A 15,108-nucleotide genomic window follows, 5' to 3' on the forward strand; every position below is an offset into this window, starting at 1 on the left:
GCTCTGAATCACGCTAGAATGCCGTCTGGCCCGATCCGGGTTTCGCGCGTTACACAGATCGATGACCGAACCGATCTCCCCCGCCATTCCGGCTGCCACGTTGGTGATCTTTCGCGATCGCCCGTCGCTCGCCCCCGAACTGCTGATGGTCGAGCGTGCGGGATCGATGGCGTTTGCCGGCGGTGCACTCGTTTTCCCCGGTGGCCGCGTCGACCCCGCCGACCGGACTCTCGCACAGCACCTCATCCAGCAGCCCGCTGATCAGACCGCGATCGAAGAGGTCGCCGCCCGCATCGCCGCAATCCGCGAGACGGTCGAAGAGGTCGGGCTCGCCATCGGTCTTCATCCCGCACCGTCCGCCGATACGCTCGCGACACTGCGTGCGGCGCTGCATGCCGGAGGGGAACTGGGGCCGATGCTCGACGAGTTGGGGCTCCGCTGTGATCCGCACATGCTCACCTATTTTGCGCGGTGGCGACCCGCGCATCATCTGACCCGCATCTTCGACACGCGCTTCTATCTCGCGCGCCTGCCTGCCGACGCCGCCCCCGCCCGCGTCGACGAGACGGAGAATGTCCGCCTGCTCTGGGCGACCGCTGCCGAGATCCTCGCGCATGCCGATGCCGGTCGCGCGCAGGTGATCTTCCCGACCCGCCGCAACCTCGAGCGCCTCGCGCTGTTCGCCGGTTTCGACGACGCGGTCGACGACACACGACGCAGACCGGTCCGCACCGTGACGCCGTGGATCGAGCCACGCGACGGGATCGACCATTTCTGCATCCCCGACGATCTCGGCTATCCGGTGACCAGCGAGCCCGTCACGCGTGTGGCGCACGGCTGATGCGTGCGGTGCGGCGGACGCTGGGCTGGATCGTCGCACTGGCGGTGATCGCGGGCTGCGGCCTGATACTCTGGTCGACGCTGCGCGGTCGTCCGCAGGATCTGCCCTGGACCCCGCTCGACCTCGGCCAGCCGATCGGGCTGATGACCGGGCGCAAGCTCACTGCGCTGACCCAGTCCTATCCCGCCTGTCGGGCCGCGCTCGAGCGTGCCGGTGTCCGCTACACCGCGCTGCCGCCTCGCAGCGGTGAAGGCCAGTGCGGCTATAGCGACGGCGTCCGGTTCACATCCGGCGGCGCACGGCGGATCGATTTTGCGCCCGCGGGTCTCGGGATCGCCTGTCCAGTCGCCGCCGCGCTCGCGATATGGGAATGGAATGTCGTCCAGCCCGCGGCCGAACGGCATTTCGGCACCAAGGTCACGAGCATCGACCATTTCGGCAGCTATAGCTGTCGCCGCATCTACGGCCGCGACGCCGGCACGTGGAGCGAGCATTCGACCGCCGACGCGGTCGACATTGCCGGCTTTCGGCTAGGCAATGGCACCCGGATCACCGTGGCCCGCGACTGGCGCGGCGATAACGAAAAGGCGGCCTTCCTCCGCGAGGTCCGCGACGGCGCCTGCCAATTGTTCGCAACGACGCTCTCGCCCGATTACAACGCCGCGCATGCCGATCACTTCCATCTCGATCAGGCGGATCGCGGCGCGATGGGCTGGCGCGCCTGCCGTTGAGCCGTCAGGTCGCGAGCGACGTCCCGCTGTCGACCTTCTCCACCCAATAGGGGAAGAAGACCGGCTCGCGGCTCGACCAGCCCGACGCGGTCGCCGCGGCTTCGCTGATCGACTGGAGCAGCTTGCGGCGCAGTTCGGGATGGAGATGCGGCAGTGCCGCCGCCGCGCAGAAGGCCGACGGCAGCCAGGGTCGGACATCCGCGCCGGCAAGCCGCTCGTACAGGAACCGGAACGCGGAAAAGCTCGTCAGCCGCCCCTGGCCCAGATCGAACGCGGCCAGCGTCACCAGTTTTCCCAGAAACCGGTCCGCCCCGCCGAGCCCCGCGTCCTCGGGCAGAAGCTCGCGAAGATCGTCGAGGCCACGATAGAGCCGCGCCTGTGCGCGGATGCTGGCCTCCTCGACCACGTCGCGCGACCAGCGCGTCATCGCATCCTCGCGATCGAGGCCGACATCGAGCGAACGCCGGATATAACGCTGCGTCGCGCTGGAAAAGCCTGCGAATTCCTTCATCTCGGCGAGCGTCGTGATGCCCTTTGCCGGTTTCATCCGTGAAGCCATATCGTCACCCCGCCTTGCTGCAAGTAACAGGCGTTCCCATGCATTTGGGGCAGAGGATGGTCCCTAACGCATCGTCACGTCACGGTTATAAGCGACCATGAAATCTGTTGCGCTGCAACACGCAATGCGACCAGTCGAGGCCAGCCACCAAACTTTTCGCCAAGGGCGGTATTTACGCAACATTCGAACTTGGAATGTCGGAGTGCCGCCCGCGCCCGGTATCGGCCAAGCGCGAGCAGACCCCACGATAGATCAGCTGTTCTTTTCGGCCAGCTTGCGTTCTGCTTCGGCATCATAGCCCGACGACGGCGCCGGCCCCTGATTGTGCACCGGCTGAGTCGAGGCGGGCGGATCGCTCGCATCCATCGACTCGTCGAGCGCATTGTCGAGACGCGCATCGTTGCTCGACGGGTTCTTCTGCAGCCGCTTGCCGATCGACTTGTCCTGACCGGCCTCCTGGCGCGGGTCGCGGCCGTCGGTCCGGCCGTTGGCAGCATCGCCATCCTGCCCATCCGGTGCAACCGACAGGCTGTCGAGCGCGCGTTTGTCGATATCGGTCATGTCGAGACTCCTGTGAAAATCGTTACGGACGCAAACGGTTCAGCACGCCCGGTGTTCCTGCCCCTGCGATAAGCGACTCGCGTCGCGGACCGGTCACGTCGTTTCGTCGTCGAGCGCGCGGACCCGGACCGTCTGTGTCCACAGCGTCGCCTGCCCGAACACCGTCATGAACGCGATGTCGGTGGCGTCGCGCCCGATGCAGACGCGTGCGATATCGCCGCACGATGCCATCCCGGTCGGATCGACCAGCCGCCACGCGCCATCGAGCCAGAGCTCGGCGACCGCGTGGAAATCGGGAGGATCGACCCCCGGCGCATAGGCGGAGACGCAGCGCGCCGGGATCCCCCCCGCGCGGGCGAGCGCGACCAGCAGATGCGCATAGTCGCGGCACACGCCCGACCGCGACGCGAAGGTGTCGAGCGCGGTCGTCTCGCCCGAACTCGACCCCATCCGGTAATCGAGCGCGTTGCCCACCCACGCACTCAGCGCCGCCGCCAGCGCGCCGCCGTCGAGCCCGGGAAACTCGCGCGCGACGAACCCCTCGAACCGGTCCGACTGGCAATAGCGGCTGGGCATCAGATAGGCGGTGACGTCGCCGGGCAGCAGCCGGGGCGGCGTCGTGCCATAGGCGCCGAGCGCGACGACCGGCCGCTCGACCTTCACCACCGCGCGGTACGCCGCGGTAAGCCTGCCATGTCCCCGCGCCCAGCAGCGCTGGCCGATGCCGTCCTCGCCCGGGACCGCGCGGATCGGGCTGTCCGACCAGATCGTCAGCGATTGTTCCTCGATCCGCTGGTCGGGCATCGCCGCCGCCTCGATCTGCAGCAACACGTCGGCGTCGCCGGCAATTCCATAATCCAGATGAACGTCGATCGAGAGACGCATTGTGGTCTTAAATCCTGGCCAGGATGCAAAAACGGCCCGGCAGTTTCCCGCCGGACCGTCACTCAGAGAAGGTGCGAAGCGCTTAGTTGCGGCTGCTGCCGAACAGGCGAAGCACGAACATGAACATGTTGATGAAGTCGAGATACAGGCTCAGCGCCGACATGATCACGACCTTGCCGACCATGTCCGTACCCGCGACCTGCATGTACAGGCTCTTGGTACGCTGCGTGTCATAGGCCGTCAGACCTGCGAACAGCAGTACGCCGACGCCGCTGATAACCAGCTGCATGACACCCGACTGGAGGAAGATGTTGATGATGCTCGCCACCAGCAGACCGACCACGCCGATGATCAGGAACGTCCCGAACGCCGACAGATCACGCTTCGTGGTGTAACCGTACAGGCTCAGCCCGGCAAAGCCGGCAGCCGTCGCGAAGAACGCGCTGGCGATCGACGTGCCGCTATAGACCAGGAAGATCGTCGACAGCGACAGACCCATCAGGATCGCAAAGCCCCAGAACAGCATCTGCAGCGTCGCGGTGCTCATCCGGTTCTGGCCGAAGCTCATGCCGAACACGATCGCGAGCGGCGCGAACATGATGACGTACTTCAGCGGACCGCCGCCCATGAACACCTGTGCGGCAGGCGACGATGCACCGCCCCAGGCGAACAGAAGCGCGACGATGCCGGTCAACAGCACGCCCGAGCCCATATAGTTATAGACCGACAGCATGTACGAGCGGAGACCCGCGTCATACGCTGCCGAACCGGTGGTGGTGGCCGTCGCTCCGAACGGCGCGGCACGAGGCCGGGGATCAGACCAATTAGCCATTGAAATTACAACTCCTCTATCCGGCCACATGCCGGTTGCGTGCAACATCGGTGATGGAAGGACGATTTTCAAGCGGAGACGTTCCCAATTCGGGGTGATCGGCGCTATGATTCCTGCCGATGTTACGCCTGTTTCTCGCGCTCCGCCCGCCCCTCCACATCCGCGAGATGCTGTTCGACCTGATGGACGGGATCGGCGGTGCGCGCTGGCAGGATGATGAGCAGCTCCACGTTACGACGCGCTTCCTTGGCGAAGTCGATCCGCGCCTGGCCGACGACATCGTGACCGAGATCGACCGGCTCCGCCTGTCGCTGACGCCGGCGGCGCCAACGGTTGCGCTGCATGCGGTCGGCCAGTTCGCGAGCCGCGGGCGGACCGACACGCTCTGGGCGGGCGTCACCCCGCATGCCGCGCTCACCGCGCTCCACCGCAAGGTCGATCAGGCGGTGGTCCGCGCCGGGCTGCCACCCGACCGCCGCGCCTATCTGCCGCACGTCACGCTCGCGCGGCTGCCGCGATCGCTCGGCACGTCCCCGGAGATCGACGGCTGGATCGCCCGCCATGCCGGCCTCGCCAGCGCGCCGTTTGCGATGGCCCATCTGACGCTGTACCAGAGCCACCTCGGCCGCGACGGTGCCTGGTACGAACCGCTGCTGCGCTGGCCGCTCGAACCGGACGCCGGAACCGCCGGCGACTTTGGCGGGTTCGCGTCGGATCAATAGGGAGAGACGGACATGCGGATTGCAACATTTGCGCTGGTCGGTGCAGCGGCGCTCGGACTGGCGGCCTGCGATCAGAAGGGGCTCGAGACGGGCACGCCGGTTGCAGGCGGGCAGAGCGCACGCGCGATGCTGATGAACGCCGCCGGGGTCGATGTCGGCCGCGCGACCGCGACCGACGTCGCCGGCGGACTGCGCTTCACCGTCGATGCCAAGGCGCTGCCGCCGGGCACGCACGGCGTCCATATCCACACGACCGGCCGCTGCGACGCCCCCGACTTCACGACCGCGGGGGGGCACTGGAACCCGACGTCGATGAAGCACGGGTCGATGAACCCGCAGGGGCCGCATGAGGGCGATCTGCCCAATCTGATCACCGGCACCGACGGCCGCGGCACGGTCGGCGTCACGATCCCGGGCGCGACGATGGCCGGGCTGCTCGATGCCGATGGTTCGGCGTTCGTGGTCCATGCCGGTCCCGACGATTTGATGACCGATCCGTCCGGCAACAGCGGCGGACGCATCGCGTGCGGCGTGTTCCAGCCGAGCTGAACCACCCCGCCGTGCCATGGCATCCTCGGCGAGGGGCCATGGCTAGGCGACCTCCCCCGCCGCCCGGGCCCGCGCCTCGCGCGACGCCTCGGCGGCCGGGACCAGCCGGTACGCCGCCATCGCCGTGGCCAGCGTGATCGGCACGCTGACCAGCAGCGACAGCATCCCGACCGACAGGCTCCCACTGAGCGTCGACACGCGCCCCGCCAGATATGGCCCGAGCGCCAGCCCGATCAGCGTCGTGCCGATGAAGAAGGTGGCGGTCGCCGTTCCCCGCATCCGCGGCAGCACGAGATCCTGCGTCGTCGCCGCCGCGGCACCGAGCGCACAGCTCGCCGTGATCTGCGCGAGGAAGATCCCGGCATAGAAGGGCAGCGGCGCCGACGCGGTGAAGGCGAGGCACAGGAACGGCACCGGCACGACCGCGCCGAAGATCACCACCCAGAGCCGCCCCGCCGGGTTGGTCCGCCGCAACCGGTCGGACATGACCCCGCCCATCGTCAGCCCGAGAAACCCCGCAAGCGCGCCCAGCCCGCCGAGCAGGAACCCCGCGCTCGACGGCGTCGCGCCGAGCACGCGCAGCGCATAGGGCGCCGCCCAGAAGCTCGCCGCATAGCTCAGGAACGCGTTCAGGCCATAGGCGACGACCGTGCACAGGAACGCCGGCGTCCCGATGATCAGCGCGAAGGTCGGCGGATCGCGGCGGCGCAGCGCACAGGCCCAGGAAAACACGGCATAAACGCCGGTCCCGATCGCCACCCATTGCGGCCAAGGTTCGCCTGCTGCCACCAGTCCGACCACCGCCAGCGTGACGATCGCCAGCCCGGCGAGGTTGACGACGAACGCCCCGACCCCGCCCATCGCCGCACCGACCAGAGTCAGCGGCGGCACGATCGTCAGCAGCTCGCCAGCAAAGGCGCGGAACGGTGCGGGGTGCGGCGCCGGTTCGGGAAGCCCCTCGACATGCCCGCGGATCGGTTCCCTCAGCGTCGCGATCCAGATCGCGAGCAGCAGACCCGGCACACCGACCGCCATGAACGCCGCCTGCCACCCGACCAGCCCGAACGGCCCGCCGCCCGGATAGGCCCGGTTCCAGCCCTGCACGATCGCCCCGCCGATGAACAGCGAGCAGCCGCCACCGACATAAAGCCCGGCCGAATAGATCGACAGCGCGGTCGCACGCAGCCTTTTGGGGAAATAATCGGATATCAGCGAATAGGCCGACGGGCTGGCGGTCGCCTCGCCGATACCGACGCCGATCCGCGCCGCCGCGAGATGCCCGCCGGTCCGCGACAGGCCGGACACCGCCGTCATCACCGACCAGAGCGTCAGGCCGATCGTCATCAGCCGGACGCGGTGCCAATTGTCCGCAAGCCGCCCGAGCGGAATCCCGAACAGCGCATAAAAGACCCCGAAGGCGGTCCCGTAGAGAAACCCGAGATCCTGGTCCTTCAGCCCCAGATCGCGCTTTATGTCCTCGGCAAGGATCGAGATGATCTGCCGGTCGACGAAGTTGAGCACATAGACCAGGAACAGGATCGACAGCACGTACCAGCCATAGCGGGTCGCCCCCGCCTGCCCGTCCGGCTCTGCAGGCGGCGGCGCTTCTTCGAACTTCGATTGATCCGCGACCTGCGCCATGACCCCTCCGACCGTCGTTTTCGAGCAATCGGTATCAGAGGTTTCTTCGTATCAACAGCGGTTTCACGCGGTCGCGGTATGTCAGCCCGATGTCGCCTGACGCCGCCGGGTCGCACCCTGCTCCAGCCGCCGCAACAGCGACTCGATCGAGGGTGGTGACGGCGATGCAGCCGGCGCCGGCGTATCGACCAGACGCGGCTCATGCCGCGCCGCACCGTTTACCGCACCAGCTGACGGTGGAACCGGCGATGGCGCTGACCAGGCCACGGAAACTCGCGGCGCGACCGGCTCGCTGACCATGATCGGGACCGTCGCGGCCTGCACCGGCTCGTCGATCGCGACGGATGCGTCGGCTAATGCTTCGACCCGCTCCTCGTCTTCCACCGGAGTGGCTGGCGCGACCGGCGCCGCCTCGGCCTGCACCAGCGGCGCCACGGGCGGGATCGGCGCCATCGGCACCGGCAGGATCGCATGCGGGTCGAACGCCGCGAGCGGCTGGTCGAGGTCCGCCGGGATCGACCGCTCGAGCGTGACCGGATTCGCCGCCGTCACTTCCATCATCGGCGTCCCAAGATCGGCCGCGGTCATCGGCCGACGTGGCGGCGCGTCGGGATGCGCATCGGCCCGGCGGACGACCGGCACGCCGTCGTCGCGACGACGGGGCGGACGCACCAGCAGCCCCCCCGGCCCCACCAGCAGGAACAGCGCCGACCAGGTCACCGCCGCGCCGATGACCGCGGTGGCGAGCGCGAGAACGACGCGCGCGGTCATCCCCAGCGGCGGCTGTGCGGCGGGGATCAGCGCGGCGACGCCGGTCCGCCAGACCAGTTCCTCGAGCATCGTCCCCGGCATCGCAACGAAGCCAAGGATCGCGGCGACCGCGACGAGCAGCGCAGCGGCGACGGGAAGGTGGCGGATCGGGGACTGTCGATGGAATTCGGTCATGCCATGGTCCGTCATTCGGCCTGTATCAGCCGATGGTAAAGCGGTTCGTAACGCAAAATGTTTGACGACCAGTTACGGTCGCGCTCGACGAACGCCCGCGCGCGCTGGCGGCGCGACGGCCAGTCCGCGCGATCGTCGAACATCCCCGCCAGTGCCGCCGCGATCGCTGGCGGATCGTCGGGTGGGAACAGCGTGCCCGTATCCCCGTCACGAATCAACTCGCGGTGTCCGCCCACGTCCGACGCGGCCACCATCCGCCCCTGCGCCATCGCCTCGAGCGGCTTGAGCGGCGTGACCAGATCGGTCAGCCGCATCCGCTTGCGCGGATAGGCGAGGATGTCGATCAGCCCGTAATAGCGCTCGACCTCGGCATGCGGCACCCGGCCGACGAAATGGATCGCGTCCGCGACCGGCGAGGCCGCGGCCTGCGCCGCCAGCGCATCCGCCATCGGCCCGCCCCCGACCAGCAGCAGCCGCGCGTCCGGCCGTGCGGCGACCAGCGCGGGCATTGCCGCGATCAGGTCGTCCAGCCCTTCGTAGTCATAGAAGCTGCCGATGAAGCCGACCACGTCCCTGCCGTCGAGCCCCAGCGTCGCCGCCAGCGCGTCATCGCGCGGCGGGACCGCCCCGAACAGCGTCAGGTCGACGCCGTTGGGCGACACCATGATCTTGCCCCCGTCGATCCCCCGCGCGATCAGGTCGTCGCGCAGCCCTTCGCAGATGACCGCGACGCCGTCCGCACGACCGACCGCCCAGGTCTCGAGCGCGCGCGTCGTCCGATAGGCGAGCGATCCCTCGGTCCCGGTCCCGTTGCCAACCGCGGCATCCTCCCAGAACGCCCGGATCTCGTAGACCAGCGGCAGCTTGCGCCGCCGCGCGACGATGAGGCCGGCCAACGCATCGAGCACCGGCGAATGCGCGTGCAGGATATCGGGGCGAAAGGCATCGACCGCCGCCTCGATCCGGCGGGCAAAGGCGCGGATCCCGGCGATCTCGCCCAGCGGCCCCGGCCGGCGCGTCGCCGGCGTGCGATGGAAGGTCAGCCCGTCGACCGACTCCACCGCGGCACCGGCCGGCCCATGACGCTGCCCGGTCACCGCCGCGACCGTCCAGCCGCGCGCCTCCTGCGCCTTGAGGATCGCCCGCGTGCGAAAGGTATAGCCGCTCTGCAGGGGCAGGCCGTGGTCGAGGATATGAAGAATGCGCATCGTGAGTAGCGTGTTGCCATGACAGCGCTTAACGGCGCGTCAACCGCCATGGCCTATGCCGCTGCGACGGACACGGGCGGCAACGGGACCGCGCAGACACGGAAAGGCCGGCCGATGATCGACAATTTCGCGCTGGGCCTGACGCACGGCCTGATGATGCTCGCCGCGATCCTGCTGCTCCGCCGCCCCGATCTCGATTCCGAGCCGGAAGCCGGCAACGATCGCGAGGGTGACGGCACGCCCGCCGGTGACCGCCCGGCGGCACGCGGTACCGGACGCCGCCCGCGTGCGTGATCTCGCCTTCATCGCCTTTCTGGCTGCGATCTTCGCGCTCGGGTTCCGGCGTCCGTTCCTGCTCGTCCTCGCCTATGTCTATATCGACATCGTCTCGCCGCAGCGGCTGACCTATCTGCTGCTCAACACCGTCCCGATCTCGCTGATCGCGGTCGCGCTGGCGGTCGGCGGCTGGCTGATCGCGGACGACAAGCGCGACACGCGGGTCGCGCCGCGCCAGCTGCTGATCGTCGTGCTGCTGCTCTATTGCTGGGCGACCACGCTCGCCGCCGACTTCCCGATCGAGGCGAAGGACAAATGGGACTGGGTCTGGAAGGCGCTCGCCTTTGCCGCCTTCCTGCCGCTGACACTGCGCACCCGGCTCCGGATCGAGGCGCTGCTGCTGTTCATGATCCTGTCGGCGGCCTCGATCATCATCGTCGGCGGGATCAAGACGATCGCCAGCGGCGGCGGCGGCTATGGCCAGCTGAACCTGATGGTCGACAATAATTCGGGGCTCTACGAAGGCAGCACGATCAGCGCGGTCGCGGTCGCGATCATCCCGATCATTATCTGGTTCATGCGCTACGGGACGATCTTCAGACCCGACTGGCGCGTGCGCGGCTTCTGCGTCGCGCTCGTCTTCGCCTGTCTGCTGATCCCGGTCGGCACCTCGACGCGCACCGGTCTGCTCTGCATCGCGCTGCTCGCGGTCCTGTCGCTCCGCGTCGTCAAGCGCAAGGCGCTGTATCTGGCGGGGCTGGCCGCACTCGGGCTGATCGCGATCCCCTTCCTGCCCTCGACCTTCACCGACCGCATGAACACGATCAAGACCTACCAGGCCGACGAATCCGCCTCGACCCGGATCGCGGTGTGGCAGTGGACGATCGACTATGCCAAATCGCATCCGTTCGGCGGCGGGTTCGAAGCGTATCGCGGCAACCGCATCCGCTACGACCTCGCCGGGGCCGGTGCTGCGACGCCGGGCCGTGTCGAAGAAGACAAGGCGCGCGCCTATCACAGCGCCTATTTCGAGATGCTCGGCGAACAGGGCTATTTCGGGCTCGCGCTGTGGCTGGTCCTCAATCTCGGCGGCCTGGTCCGGATGGAGATACTGCGCCGCCGCTACCGCGATCCCGCGGGAGAGTTCGCCTGGGCCGGCCCGCTCGCCGCCGCGCTGCAGACCGGCCATCTCGTCTATCTGCTCGGAGCGGCGTTCATCGCGATCGCGTTCCAGCCGTTCATCTACATGCTGATCGGCGCACAGATCGGGCTCGACACCTATCTCGGGCGCAAGCGCCGTGACGCGAGCTTCCGTCCGATGCGTCGTCCCGCGCGCACGCCCCTGCCCGCATGAGCGAACTCCGGGCGCTGACCGGCGCGCGCGGCGTCGCCGCCTGGTTCGTCGTGCTGTTCCATCTCCGCGCCGCGCTCGGCGTGTCCGACGGCGTGCAGCGCGTTCTCGCCAAGGGCTATCTCGCGGTCGACTTCTTCTTCCTGCTCTCGGGCTTCGTGATCTGGCTGAGCTATGCCGACCGGATCACCGTGCAGCGCTGGCGCGCCATCCCCGGCTTCCTGCGCCGCCGGGTCGCGCGGATCTGGCCGCTCCACCTCGTCATGCTCGGTTTCGCGCTGCTCATCGTCGCTGCGCTCGCGCTGACCGGACGACCGCCCGACCCGCGCTTCCCGCTCGACCGCTTGCCGGTGCATATCGTCCTGCTCCAGAACTGGCCGATGACGCGCGACTGGTTCGGCATCACCGCGCTAGACTGGAACGATCCCGCCTGGTCGATCTCGAGCGAGATGTTCGCCTATCTCGCCTTCCCGCTGCTCCCGCTCGTCATCGACTGGCGCCGCGTCCCGACACCCGGCCTGATCGCGGCGATCGCCGTCGCGCTGGGCCTGCTTGCCTATGTCATGCGATCGAACGGCATGGCGACGCTGGGCCAGGCGATCCCCTGGTTCGGCGTCCTGCGCTGCGTCACCGAATTCGCAGCAGGCACCGCGGTCGCAGCCCTGTGGCTGCGCCACCGCGAGCAGCCCCGGCGTGCAATCGTCGCGGCGCTGTGCGTCAGCGGCCTGGGCTTTGCGAGCTTCGCAACCGGCCTTCTTAACGAGATCGTCGCGGTGCCGGCCGCACTCGCGGCACTGCTGCTCGCGCTCGCGCTGACCTCCAGCCGGCCCCGCAACCCGCTCGCCTCATGGCCGCTGCACCGGCTCGGCGAGATCAGCTTTTCGACCTATCTCAGCCATTCATTGCTCTGGACCGCGTTCAAGATGGCGTTCGTCGCCAGCGCGGTCGCGGTCCCGCCGCTCCTGATCGGCGCGCTTCTCCTCGGGATCCTGCTGGCCTCCCTCGCGCTGTACCACGGCGTCGAGCGGCCCGCGCAAGCCTGGATCAACCGCTTTGGACATGCAGCAAAAAGGGGCCAGCGAACGCGCTGACCCCCGGTATTTCGTCGCCTCTTGCCGTCGGCTGTCAGTCGACCGGCTCGTCCGCCAGTTCTTCCTCGAGCGCCGCGATGATCGCCTTGTTGAACGCGGGGATGTCGTCGGGCTTGCGGCTGGTGATCAGATTGTCGTCGACCACGACCTCCTCGTCGACCACCTCCGCGCCGGCATTCTCCAGATCGGTGCGGATTGACGGGAAGCTCGTCAGCCGGCGCCCGTCGATCACATCCGCCTCGGCCAGCAGCCAGGGCGCGTGGCAGATTGCCGCGACGATCTTGCCGTCCTCCATGAACTCGGTGATGATCTCGATCGCGCGCTCCTGGACGCGCATCGCGTCGGGGTTCGCGACGCCACCGGGCAGCACCAGCGCGTCGTAATCGTCGGTATCGACCTCATCGAGCGTCAGCTCGGGGGTGATCGTCTCCGCCTTGTTGATGTCGCCCTTCATGCCCTGGATCGGGTCGGTCTTGATCGACGCGAGCGTCACCTTCGCGCCCACCGCCTCGAGCGCCTTCTTGGGTTCGAACAGCTCGACGGTCTCGAAACCGTCGGTGGCGAGGATCAGAATGCGTGCCTGGGAAAGATCGGCCATGTCATGTCTCCAGTGAAATCCCGTGCCCCCTCAACCCCGCGCCGCGCCGGTCGTTCCGGAACGATGCGCCCGCCCGAACATTTCGAATGACGGCCGGAAGGAACGACGCATTGCCCAGCAGACTCGTATATTCAGATGACAGCAAGCCCGGCATTTCCCGCCGCAAGATGCGCGCCGGCTGGGGCTATTGGGACGCATCGGGCACCCGCATCACCGACCGTGACGAGATCGACCGGCTCAACGCGGTCGGCCTGCCCCCCGCCTACAGCAACGCCTGGTTCTGCCCCAAGCCCAATGGTCACATCCAGGCGGTCGGCTGGGACGAGAAGGGTCGCAAGCAATATCGCTATCACGCCGGCTTCCGCGAGGCGCAGGACGCCGCGAAATATGAGCGTTGCGCCGATTTCGGTCTCGCCCTCCCGAAGCTGCGCAAGGCGGTCGAGGCCGATCTGCGCAAACGCTCGCTCAGCCGTGACCGCGCGGTAGCCGCGGTCCTCCGCCTGCTCGACGGCGGGCATATCCGCATCGGGAACGAGGCCTATGCCGCCGCGAACGAGAGCTTCGGCGCGACCACGCTCCGCAAGCGCCACGGCGCGGTGAAGGGCGCCACGCTCCGGCTCGAATATAAGGGCAAGTCGGGCAAGATGCGGACGCTCCGGATCACCGACCGCTCGCTCAGCAGCTTCGTGAAGAAATGCCAGGATCTCGACGAACAGCATCTCTTCGCCTGGCTCGACGATGACGGCGTGGCGCATCCCGTCACGTCGAGCGACGTCAACGCCTATATCCAGGCGGTCACCGGCACCGACTTCACCGCCAAGCACTTCCGCACCTGGGCCGCCAGCGTCGCCGCGTTCGAGGCGCTCGCCTCGGCCGAGCGCGATCTCAGCCTGAAGGCGATGCTCGAACCGGTCGTCGCGCGGCTCGGCAACACGCATGCCATCGCGCGGAAAAGCTATGTCCACCCGGCCCTGATCGACCTCGTCAAACAGGGCCAGTCGACCTTCCGCAAGGCGCTCCGCCTCCCGCGCGCCAAGCGCTATCTCAGCCGGGAGGAATGCGGCCTGATCGCCTTCCTCGAAGCCGGCACGCCCGCGACCATCACCGTCGCGGCCTGACGAGTATCCAGATGTCCAATACGAACAGCGTCGCCAAGGCCCCCATCTTCAACGCGAGCGATGTCGGCAGCCAGGCACAGGGCTTTGTCACCGCCAGCCTCGCCTGGGTCCAGGCCTATTGGCTGCAGATCCTGATCGCGTTCGGCGCCGGCGCGCTGATCGTCCTCGCGCTCCACACCGCACGCCGCTTCGGCAGCCGGCTGTGCGAACGCCCGCGCGCGCTCAACGGCTGGGGGATCGTCGTCGGCAAGGCGGTCTCACGGACCAGCAACTTCTTCATCGTCATGCTCGCCGCCAAGCTCGTCGACGGCTATTCCGCCGCACCGGGCGAGGTCGCGACCACGGTCAACTTCCTCTTCACCGTCGCCGCGGTGTTCCAGGTCGCGGTCTGGGTGCGCGAGATCATCCTAGGCGCGATCGAGCACCGCACCCAGTCCGAACATTATTCGGGTGAGGCGCTGCTGTCGGCGATGGGGTTGATCCGCCTGCTCGTCACCTTCGTCGTGTTCGCGGTCGCGATGGTCGTCGTGCTCGACAATCTCGGCGTCAACGTGACCGGCCTCGTCGCGGGCCTCGGTGTCGGTGGCATCGCGATCGGTCTGGCCGCGCAGGGCATCTTCGCCGACCTGTTCGCCGCGCTCGCGATCATCTTCGACCGCCCGTTCCGCCGCGGCGATTCGATCAGCTACGACACCGCCTCGGGCAGCGTCGAGGCGATCGGCCTGAAATCGACGCGCATCCGCGGCATCGACGGCGAAGAGCGGGTCATCTCTAACAAGAATCTCCTCAACAAGGAGATCCTCAACAACACGCAGCGCAATCACCGCCGCGCGAAGTTCATCATCGGCGTCACCTATTTCACCCCCGCCGAAATCTGCGCGCGCATTCCCGACATGCTGAAGGACGTGGTCGAGGCGCAGGGCAAGATCTTCGTCCGCGCAGGCTTCACCGGCTTCGGCGCATCGAGCCTCGATTTCGAGGTCCAGTTCGACAGCGACGGCCCCGACTATGCCAGCTTCTACAACGGCCGCACCGCCGTCGGCATCGCCATCCTCCAGCGGTTCAACGACGAAAAGATAGAGATCGCCTTCCCCACCCAGGTCAACCTCACCGCCGCCCCGGACGGGTCGATCGTGATGCCGTACGGGGAAGCGCAGCGGTCAGGCGCAAATACACCATCCACCTGACGCCGCCCCCGGG

The 15,108-nt window shown here is 67.9% G+C and carries 17 protein-coding genes; 9 read left to right on the forward strand and 8 right to left on the reverse strand.

The genetic code is table 11. The features are described from left to right. The first annotated feature begins 61 nt into the window (after positions 1-61). On the forward strand, positions 62-841 hold the full coding sequence (locus tag IFT71_RS02845) for an NUDIX hydrolase (RefSeq protein WP_192139030.1): 780 nt from the start codon (positions 62-64) through the stop codon (positions 839-841). Then, the gene (locus IFT71_RS02850; protein WP_192139031.1) at positions 841-1,572 is read left to right on the forward strand and encodes an extensin-like domain-containing protein; all 732 of its coding nucleotides are present in this window, start codon (positions 841-843) and stop codon (positions 1,570-1,572) included. The genes IFT71_RS02845 and IFT71_RS02850 overlap by 1 nt, the downstream gene beginning before the upstream one ends. A 4-nt stretch (positions 1,573-1,576) precedes the next feature. Here IFT71_RS02850 and IFT71_RS02855 read toward each other — a convergent pair whose 3' ends face one another. The 4 genes from IFT71_RS02855 to IFT71_RS02870 form a co-directional block, all read right to left on the reverse strand. Continuing rightward, positions 1,577-2,119 (reverse strand): hypothetical protein, encoded by a 543-nt coding sequence (locus IFT71_RS02855; protein WP_244654701.1) that lies wholly within the window; start codon positions 2,117-2,119, stop codon positions 1,577-1,579. A 264-nt stretch (positions 2,120-2,383) separates the two neighbouring features. Beyond that, complete coding sequence (locus IFT71_RS02860; RefSeq protein WP_056407889.1) at positions 2,384-2,692, reverse strand: hypothetical protein; 309 nt, start codon at positions 2,690-2,692, stop codon at positions 2,384-2,386. A gap of 93 nt (positions 2,693-2,785) precedes the next feature. Continuing rightward, the gene (locus IFT71_RS02865) at positions 2,786-3,577 is read right to left on the reverse strand and encodes a transglutaminase-like domain-containing protein (protein ID WP_192139033.1); all 792 of its coding nucleotides are present in this window, start codon (positions 3,575-3,577) and stop codon (positions 2,786-2,788) included. An 82-nt stretch (positions 3,578-3,659) separates the two neighbouring features. Continuing rightward, entirely contained in the window at positions 3,660-4,409 is a 750-nt protein-coding gene (locus IFT71_RS02870) for a Bax inhibitor-1/YccA family protein (RefSeq protein ID WP_031440668.1), read from the reverse strand. Positions 4,410-4,528: 119 nt separating this feature from the next. On the opposite strand from IFT71_RS02870, the gene thpR reads away from it, so the two are divergent. Next, positions 4,529-5,131 (forward strand): RNA 2',3'-cyclic phosphodiesterase, encoded by a 603-nt coding sequence (gene thpR, locus IFT71_RS02875; protein ID WP_192139034.1) that lies wholly within the window; start codon positions 4,529-4,531, stop codon positions 5,129-5,131. A gap of 12 nt (positions 5,132-5,143) precedes the next feature. Further along, positions 5,144-5,680, forward strand: coding sequence for a superoxide dismutase family protein (locus IFT71_RS02880; RefSeq protein ID WP_192097295.1), 537 nt, complete (start codon positions 5,144-5,146; stop codon positions 5,678-5,680). A 42-nt stretch (positions 5,681-5,722) separates the two neighbouring features. Here the strand turns inward: IFT71_RS02880 and IFT71_RS02885 are convergent, their stop codons facing one another. The 3 genes from IFT71_RS02885 to IFT71_RS02895 form a co-directional block, all read right to left on the reverse strand. Then, positions 5,723-7,321 (reverse strand): spinster family MFS transporter, encoded by a 1,599-nt coding sequence (locus tag IFT71_RS02885; protein WP_192139035.1) that lies wholly within the window; start codon positions 7,319-7,321, stop codon positions 5,723-5,725. Positions 7,322-7,402: 81 nt separating this feature from the next. Further along, complete coding sequence (locus tag IFT71_RS02890; RefSeq protein ID WP_192139036.1) at positions 7,403-8,266, reverse strand: hypothetical protein; 864 nt, start codon at positions 8,264-8,266, stop codon at positions 7,403-7,405. 11 nt (positions 8,267-8,277) lie between these two features. Beyond that, positions 8,278-9,474 carry a TIGR04063 family PEP-CTERM/XrtA system glycosyltransferase gene (locus IFT71_RS02895; RefSeq protein ID WP_192139037.1) on the reverse strand — a complete coding sequence of 399 codons (1,197 nt, stop codon included), beginning with the start codon at positions 9,472-9,474 and terminating at the stop codon, positions 8,278-8,280. An 18-nt stretch (positions 9,475-9,492) separates the two neighbouring features. Here IFT71_RS02895 and IFT71_RS02900 point away from each other — a divergent pair, with 18 nt between their 5' ends. Genes IFT71_RS02900 through IFT71_RS02910 form a run of 3 tightly spaced genes read left to right on the forward strand, consistent with a single transcriptional unit; the run spans position 9,493 to position 12,192 of the window. Beyond that, positions 9,493-9,768, forward strand: a complete 276-nt coding sequence (locus tag IFT71_RS02900; RefSeq protein WP_192139285.1) for a hypothetical protein — start codon at positions 9,493-9,495, stop codon at positions 9,766-9,768. Then, the gene (locus IFT71_RS02905) at positions 9,761-11,104 is read left to right on the forward strand and encodes a putative O-glycosylation ligase, exosortase A system-associated (RefSeq protein ID WP_192139038.1); all 1,344 of its coding nucleotides are present in this window, start codon (positions 9,761-9,763) and stop codon (positions 11,102-11,104) included. Before IFT71_RS02900 ends, IFT71_RS02905 begins: the two co-directional genes overlap by 8 nt. Continuing rightward, entirely contained in the window at positions 11,101-12,192 is a 1,092-nt protein-coding gene (locus tag IFT71_RS02910; protein ID WP_192139039.1) for an acyltransferase family protein, read from the forward strand. Before IFT71_RS02905 ends, IFT71_RS02910 begins: the two co-directional genes overlap by 4 nt. A 34-nt stretch (positions 12,193-12,226) precedes the next feature. On the opposite strand, the gene IFT71_RS02915 is transcribed toward IFT71_RS02910, so the two are convergent. Beyond that, positions 12,227-12,790: a type 1 glutamine amidotransferase domain-containing protein gene (locus IFT71_RS02915; RefSeq protein ID WP_107933286.1), complete on the reverse strand. Its 564-nt coding sequence runs from the start codon at positions 12,788-12,790 to the stop codon at positions 12,227-12,229. Positions 12,791-12,876: 86 nt separating this feature from the next. Here IFT71_RS02915 and IFT71_RS02920 point away from each other — a divergent pair, with 86 nt between their 5' ends. Together IFT71_RS02920 and IFT71_RS02925 are read left to right on the forward strand one after the other, a co-directional pair. Next, complete coding sequence (locus IFT71_RS02920; RefSeq protein WP_244654702.1) at positions 12,877-13,908, forward strand: DNA topoisomerase IB; 1,032 nt, start codon at positions 12,877-12,879, stop codon at positions 13,906-13,908. An 11-nt stretch (positions 13,909-13,919) separates the two neighbouring features. Then, positions 13,920-15,095, forward strand: coding sequence for a mechanosensitive ion channel family protein (locus IFT71_RS02925; RefSeq protein ID WP_192139040.1), 1,176 nt, complete (start codon positions 13,920-13,922; stop codon positions 15,093-15,095). Positions 15,096-15,108: the final 13 nt, after the last annotated feature.

Origin of the sequence: Sphingomonas sp. CFBP 13733 (assembly GCF_014841795.1) — a bacterium.
GTDB classification, from domain to species: Bacteria; Pseudomonadota; Alphaproteobacteria; order Sphingomonadales; family Sphingomonadaceae; genus Sphingomonas; species Sphingomonas aerolata.

Excerpts from the sequence above, each read along its gene's own strand:
- IFT71_RS02895 (WP_192139037.1), bottom strand. The coding sequence starts at position 9,474 with ATGCGCATTCTTCATATCCTCGACCACGGCCTGCCCCTGCAGAGCGGC.
- IFT71_RS02880 (WP_192097295.1), top strand. The coding sequence starts at position 5,144 with ATGCGGATTGCAACATTTGCGCTGGTCGGTGCAGCGGCGCTCGGACTG.
- IFT71_RS02860 (WP_056407889.1), bottom strand. The coding sequence starts at position 2,692 with ATGACCGATATCGACAAACGCGCGCTCGACAGCCTGTCGGTTGCACCG.
- IFT71_RS02850 (WP_192139031.1), top strand. The coding sequence starts at position 841 with ATGCGTGCGGTGCGGCGGACGCTGGGCTGGATCGTCGCACTGGCGGTG.
- IFT71_RS02890 (WP_192139036.1), bottom strand. The coding sequence starts at position 8,266 with ATGACCGAATTCCATCGACAGTCCCCGATCCGCCACCTTCCCGTCGCC.
- IFT71_RS02855 (WP_244654701.1), bottom strand. The coding sequence starts at position 2,119 with ATGAAACCGGCAAAGGGCATCACGACGCTCGCCGAGATGAAGGAATTC.
- IFT71_RS02885 (WP_192139035.1), bottom strand. The coding sequence starts at position 7,321 with ATGGCGCAGGTCGCGGATCAATCGAAGTTCGAAGAAGCGCCGCCGCCT.
- IFT71_RS02910 (WP_192139039.1), top strand. The coding sequence starts at position 11,101 with ATGAGCGAACTCCGGGCGCTGACCGGCGCGCGCGGCGTCGCCGCCTGG.
- IFT71_RS02920 (WP_244654702.1), top strand. The coding sequence starts at position 12,877 with ATGACGGCCGGAAGGAACGACGCATTGCCCAGCAGACTCGTATATTCA.
- IFT71_RS02865 (WP_192139033.1), bottom strand. The coding sequence starts at position 3,577 with ATGCGTCTCTCGATCGACGTTCATCTGGATTATGGAATTGCCGGCGAC.
- IFT71_RS02915 (WP_107933286.1), bottom strand. The coding sequence starts at position 12,790 with ATGGCCGATCTTTCCCAGGCACGCATTCTGATCCTCGCCACCGACGGT.
- IFT71_RS02845 (WP_192139030.1), top strand. The coding sequence starts at position 62 with ATGACCGAACCGATCTCCCCCGCCATTCCGGCTGCCACGTTGGTGATC.
- thpR (WP_192139034.1), top strand. The coding sequence starts at position 4,529 with ATGTTACGCCTGTTTCTCGCGCTCCGCCCGCCCCTCCACATCCGCGAG.
- IFT71_RS02900 (WP_192139285.1), top strand. The coding sequence starts at position 9,493 with ATGACAGCGCTTAACGGCGCGTCAACCGCCATGGCCTATGCCGCTGCG.
- IFT71_RS02925 (WP_192139040.1), top strand. The coding sequence starts at position 13,920 with ATGTCCAATACGAACAGCGTCGCCAAGGCCCCCATCTTCAACGCGAGC.
- IFT71_RS02870 (WP_031440668.1), bottom strand. The coding sequence starts at position 4,409 with ATGGCTAATTGGTCTGATCCCCGGCCTCGTGCCGCGCCGTTCGGAGCG.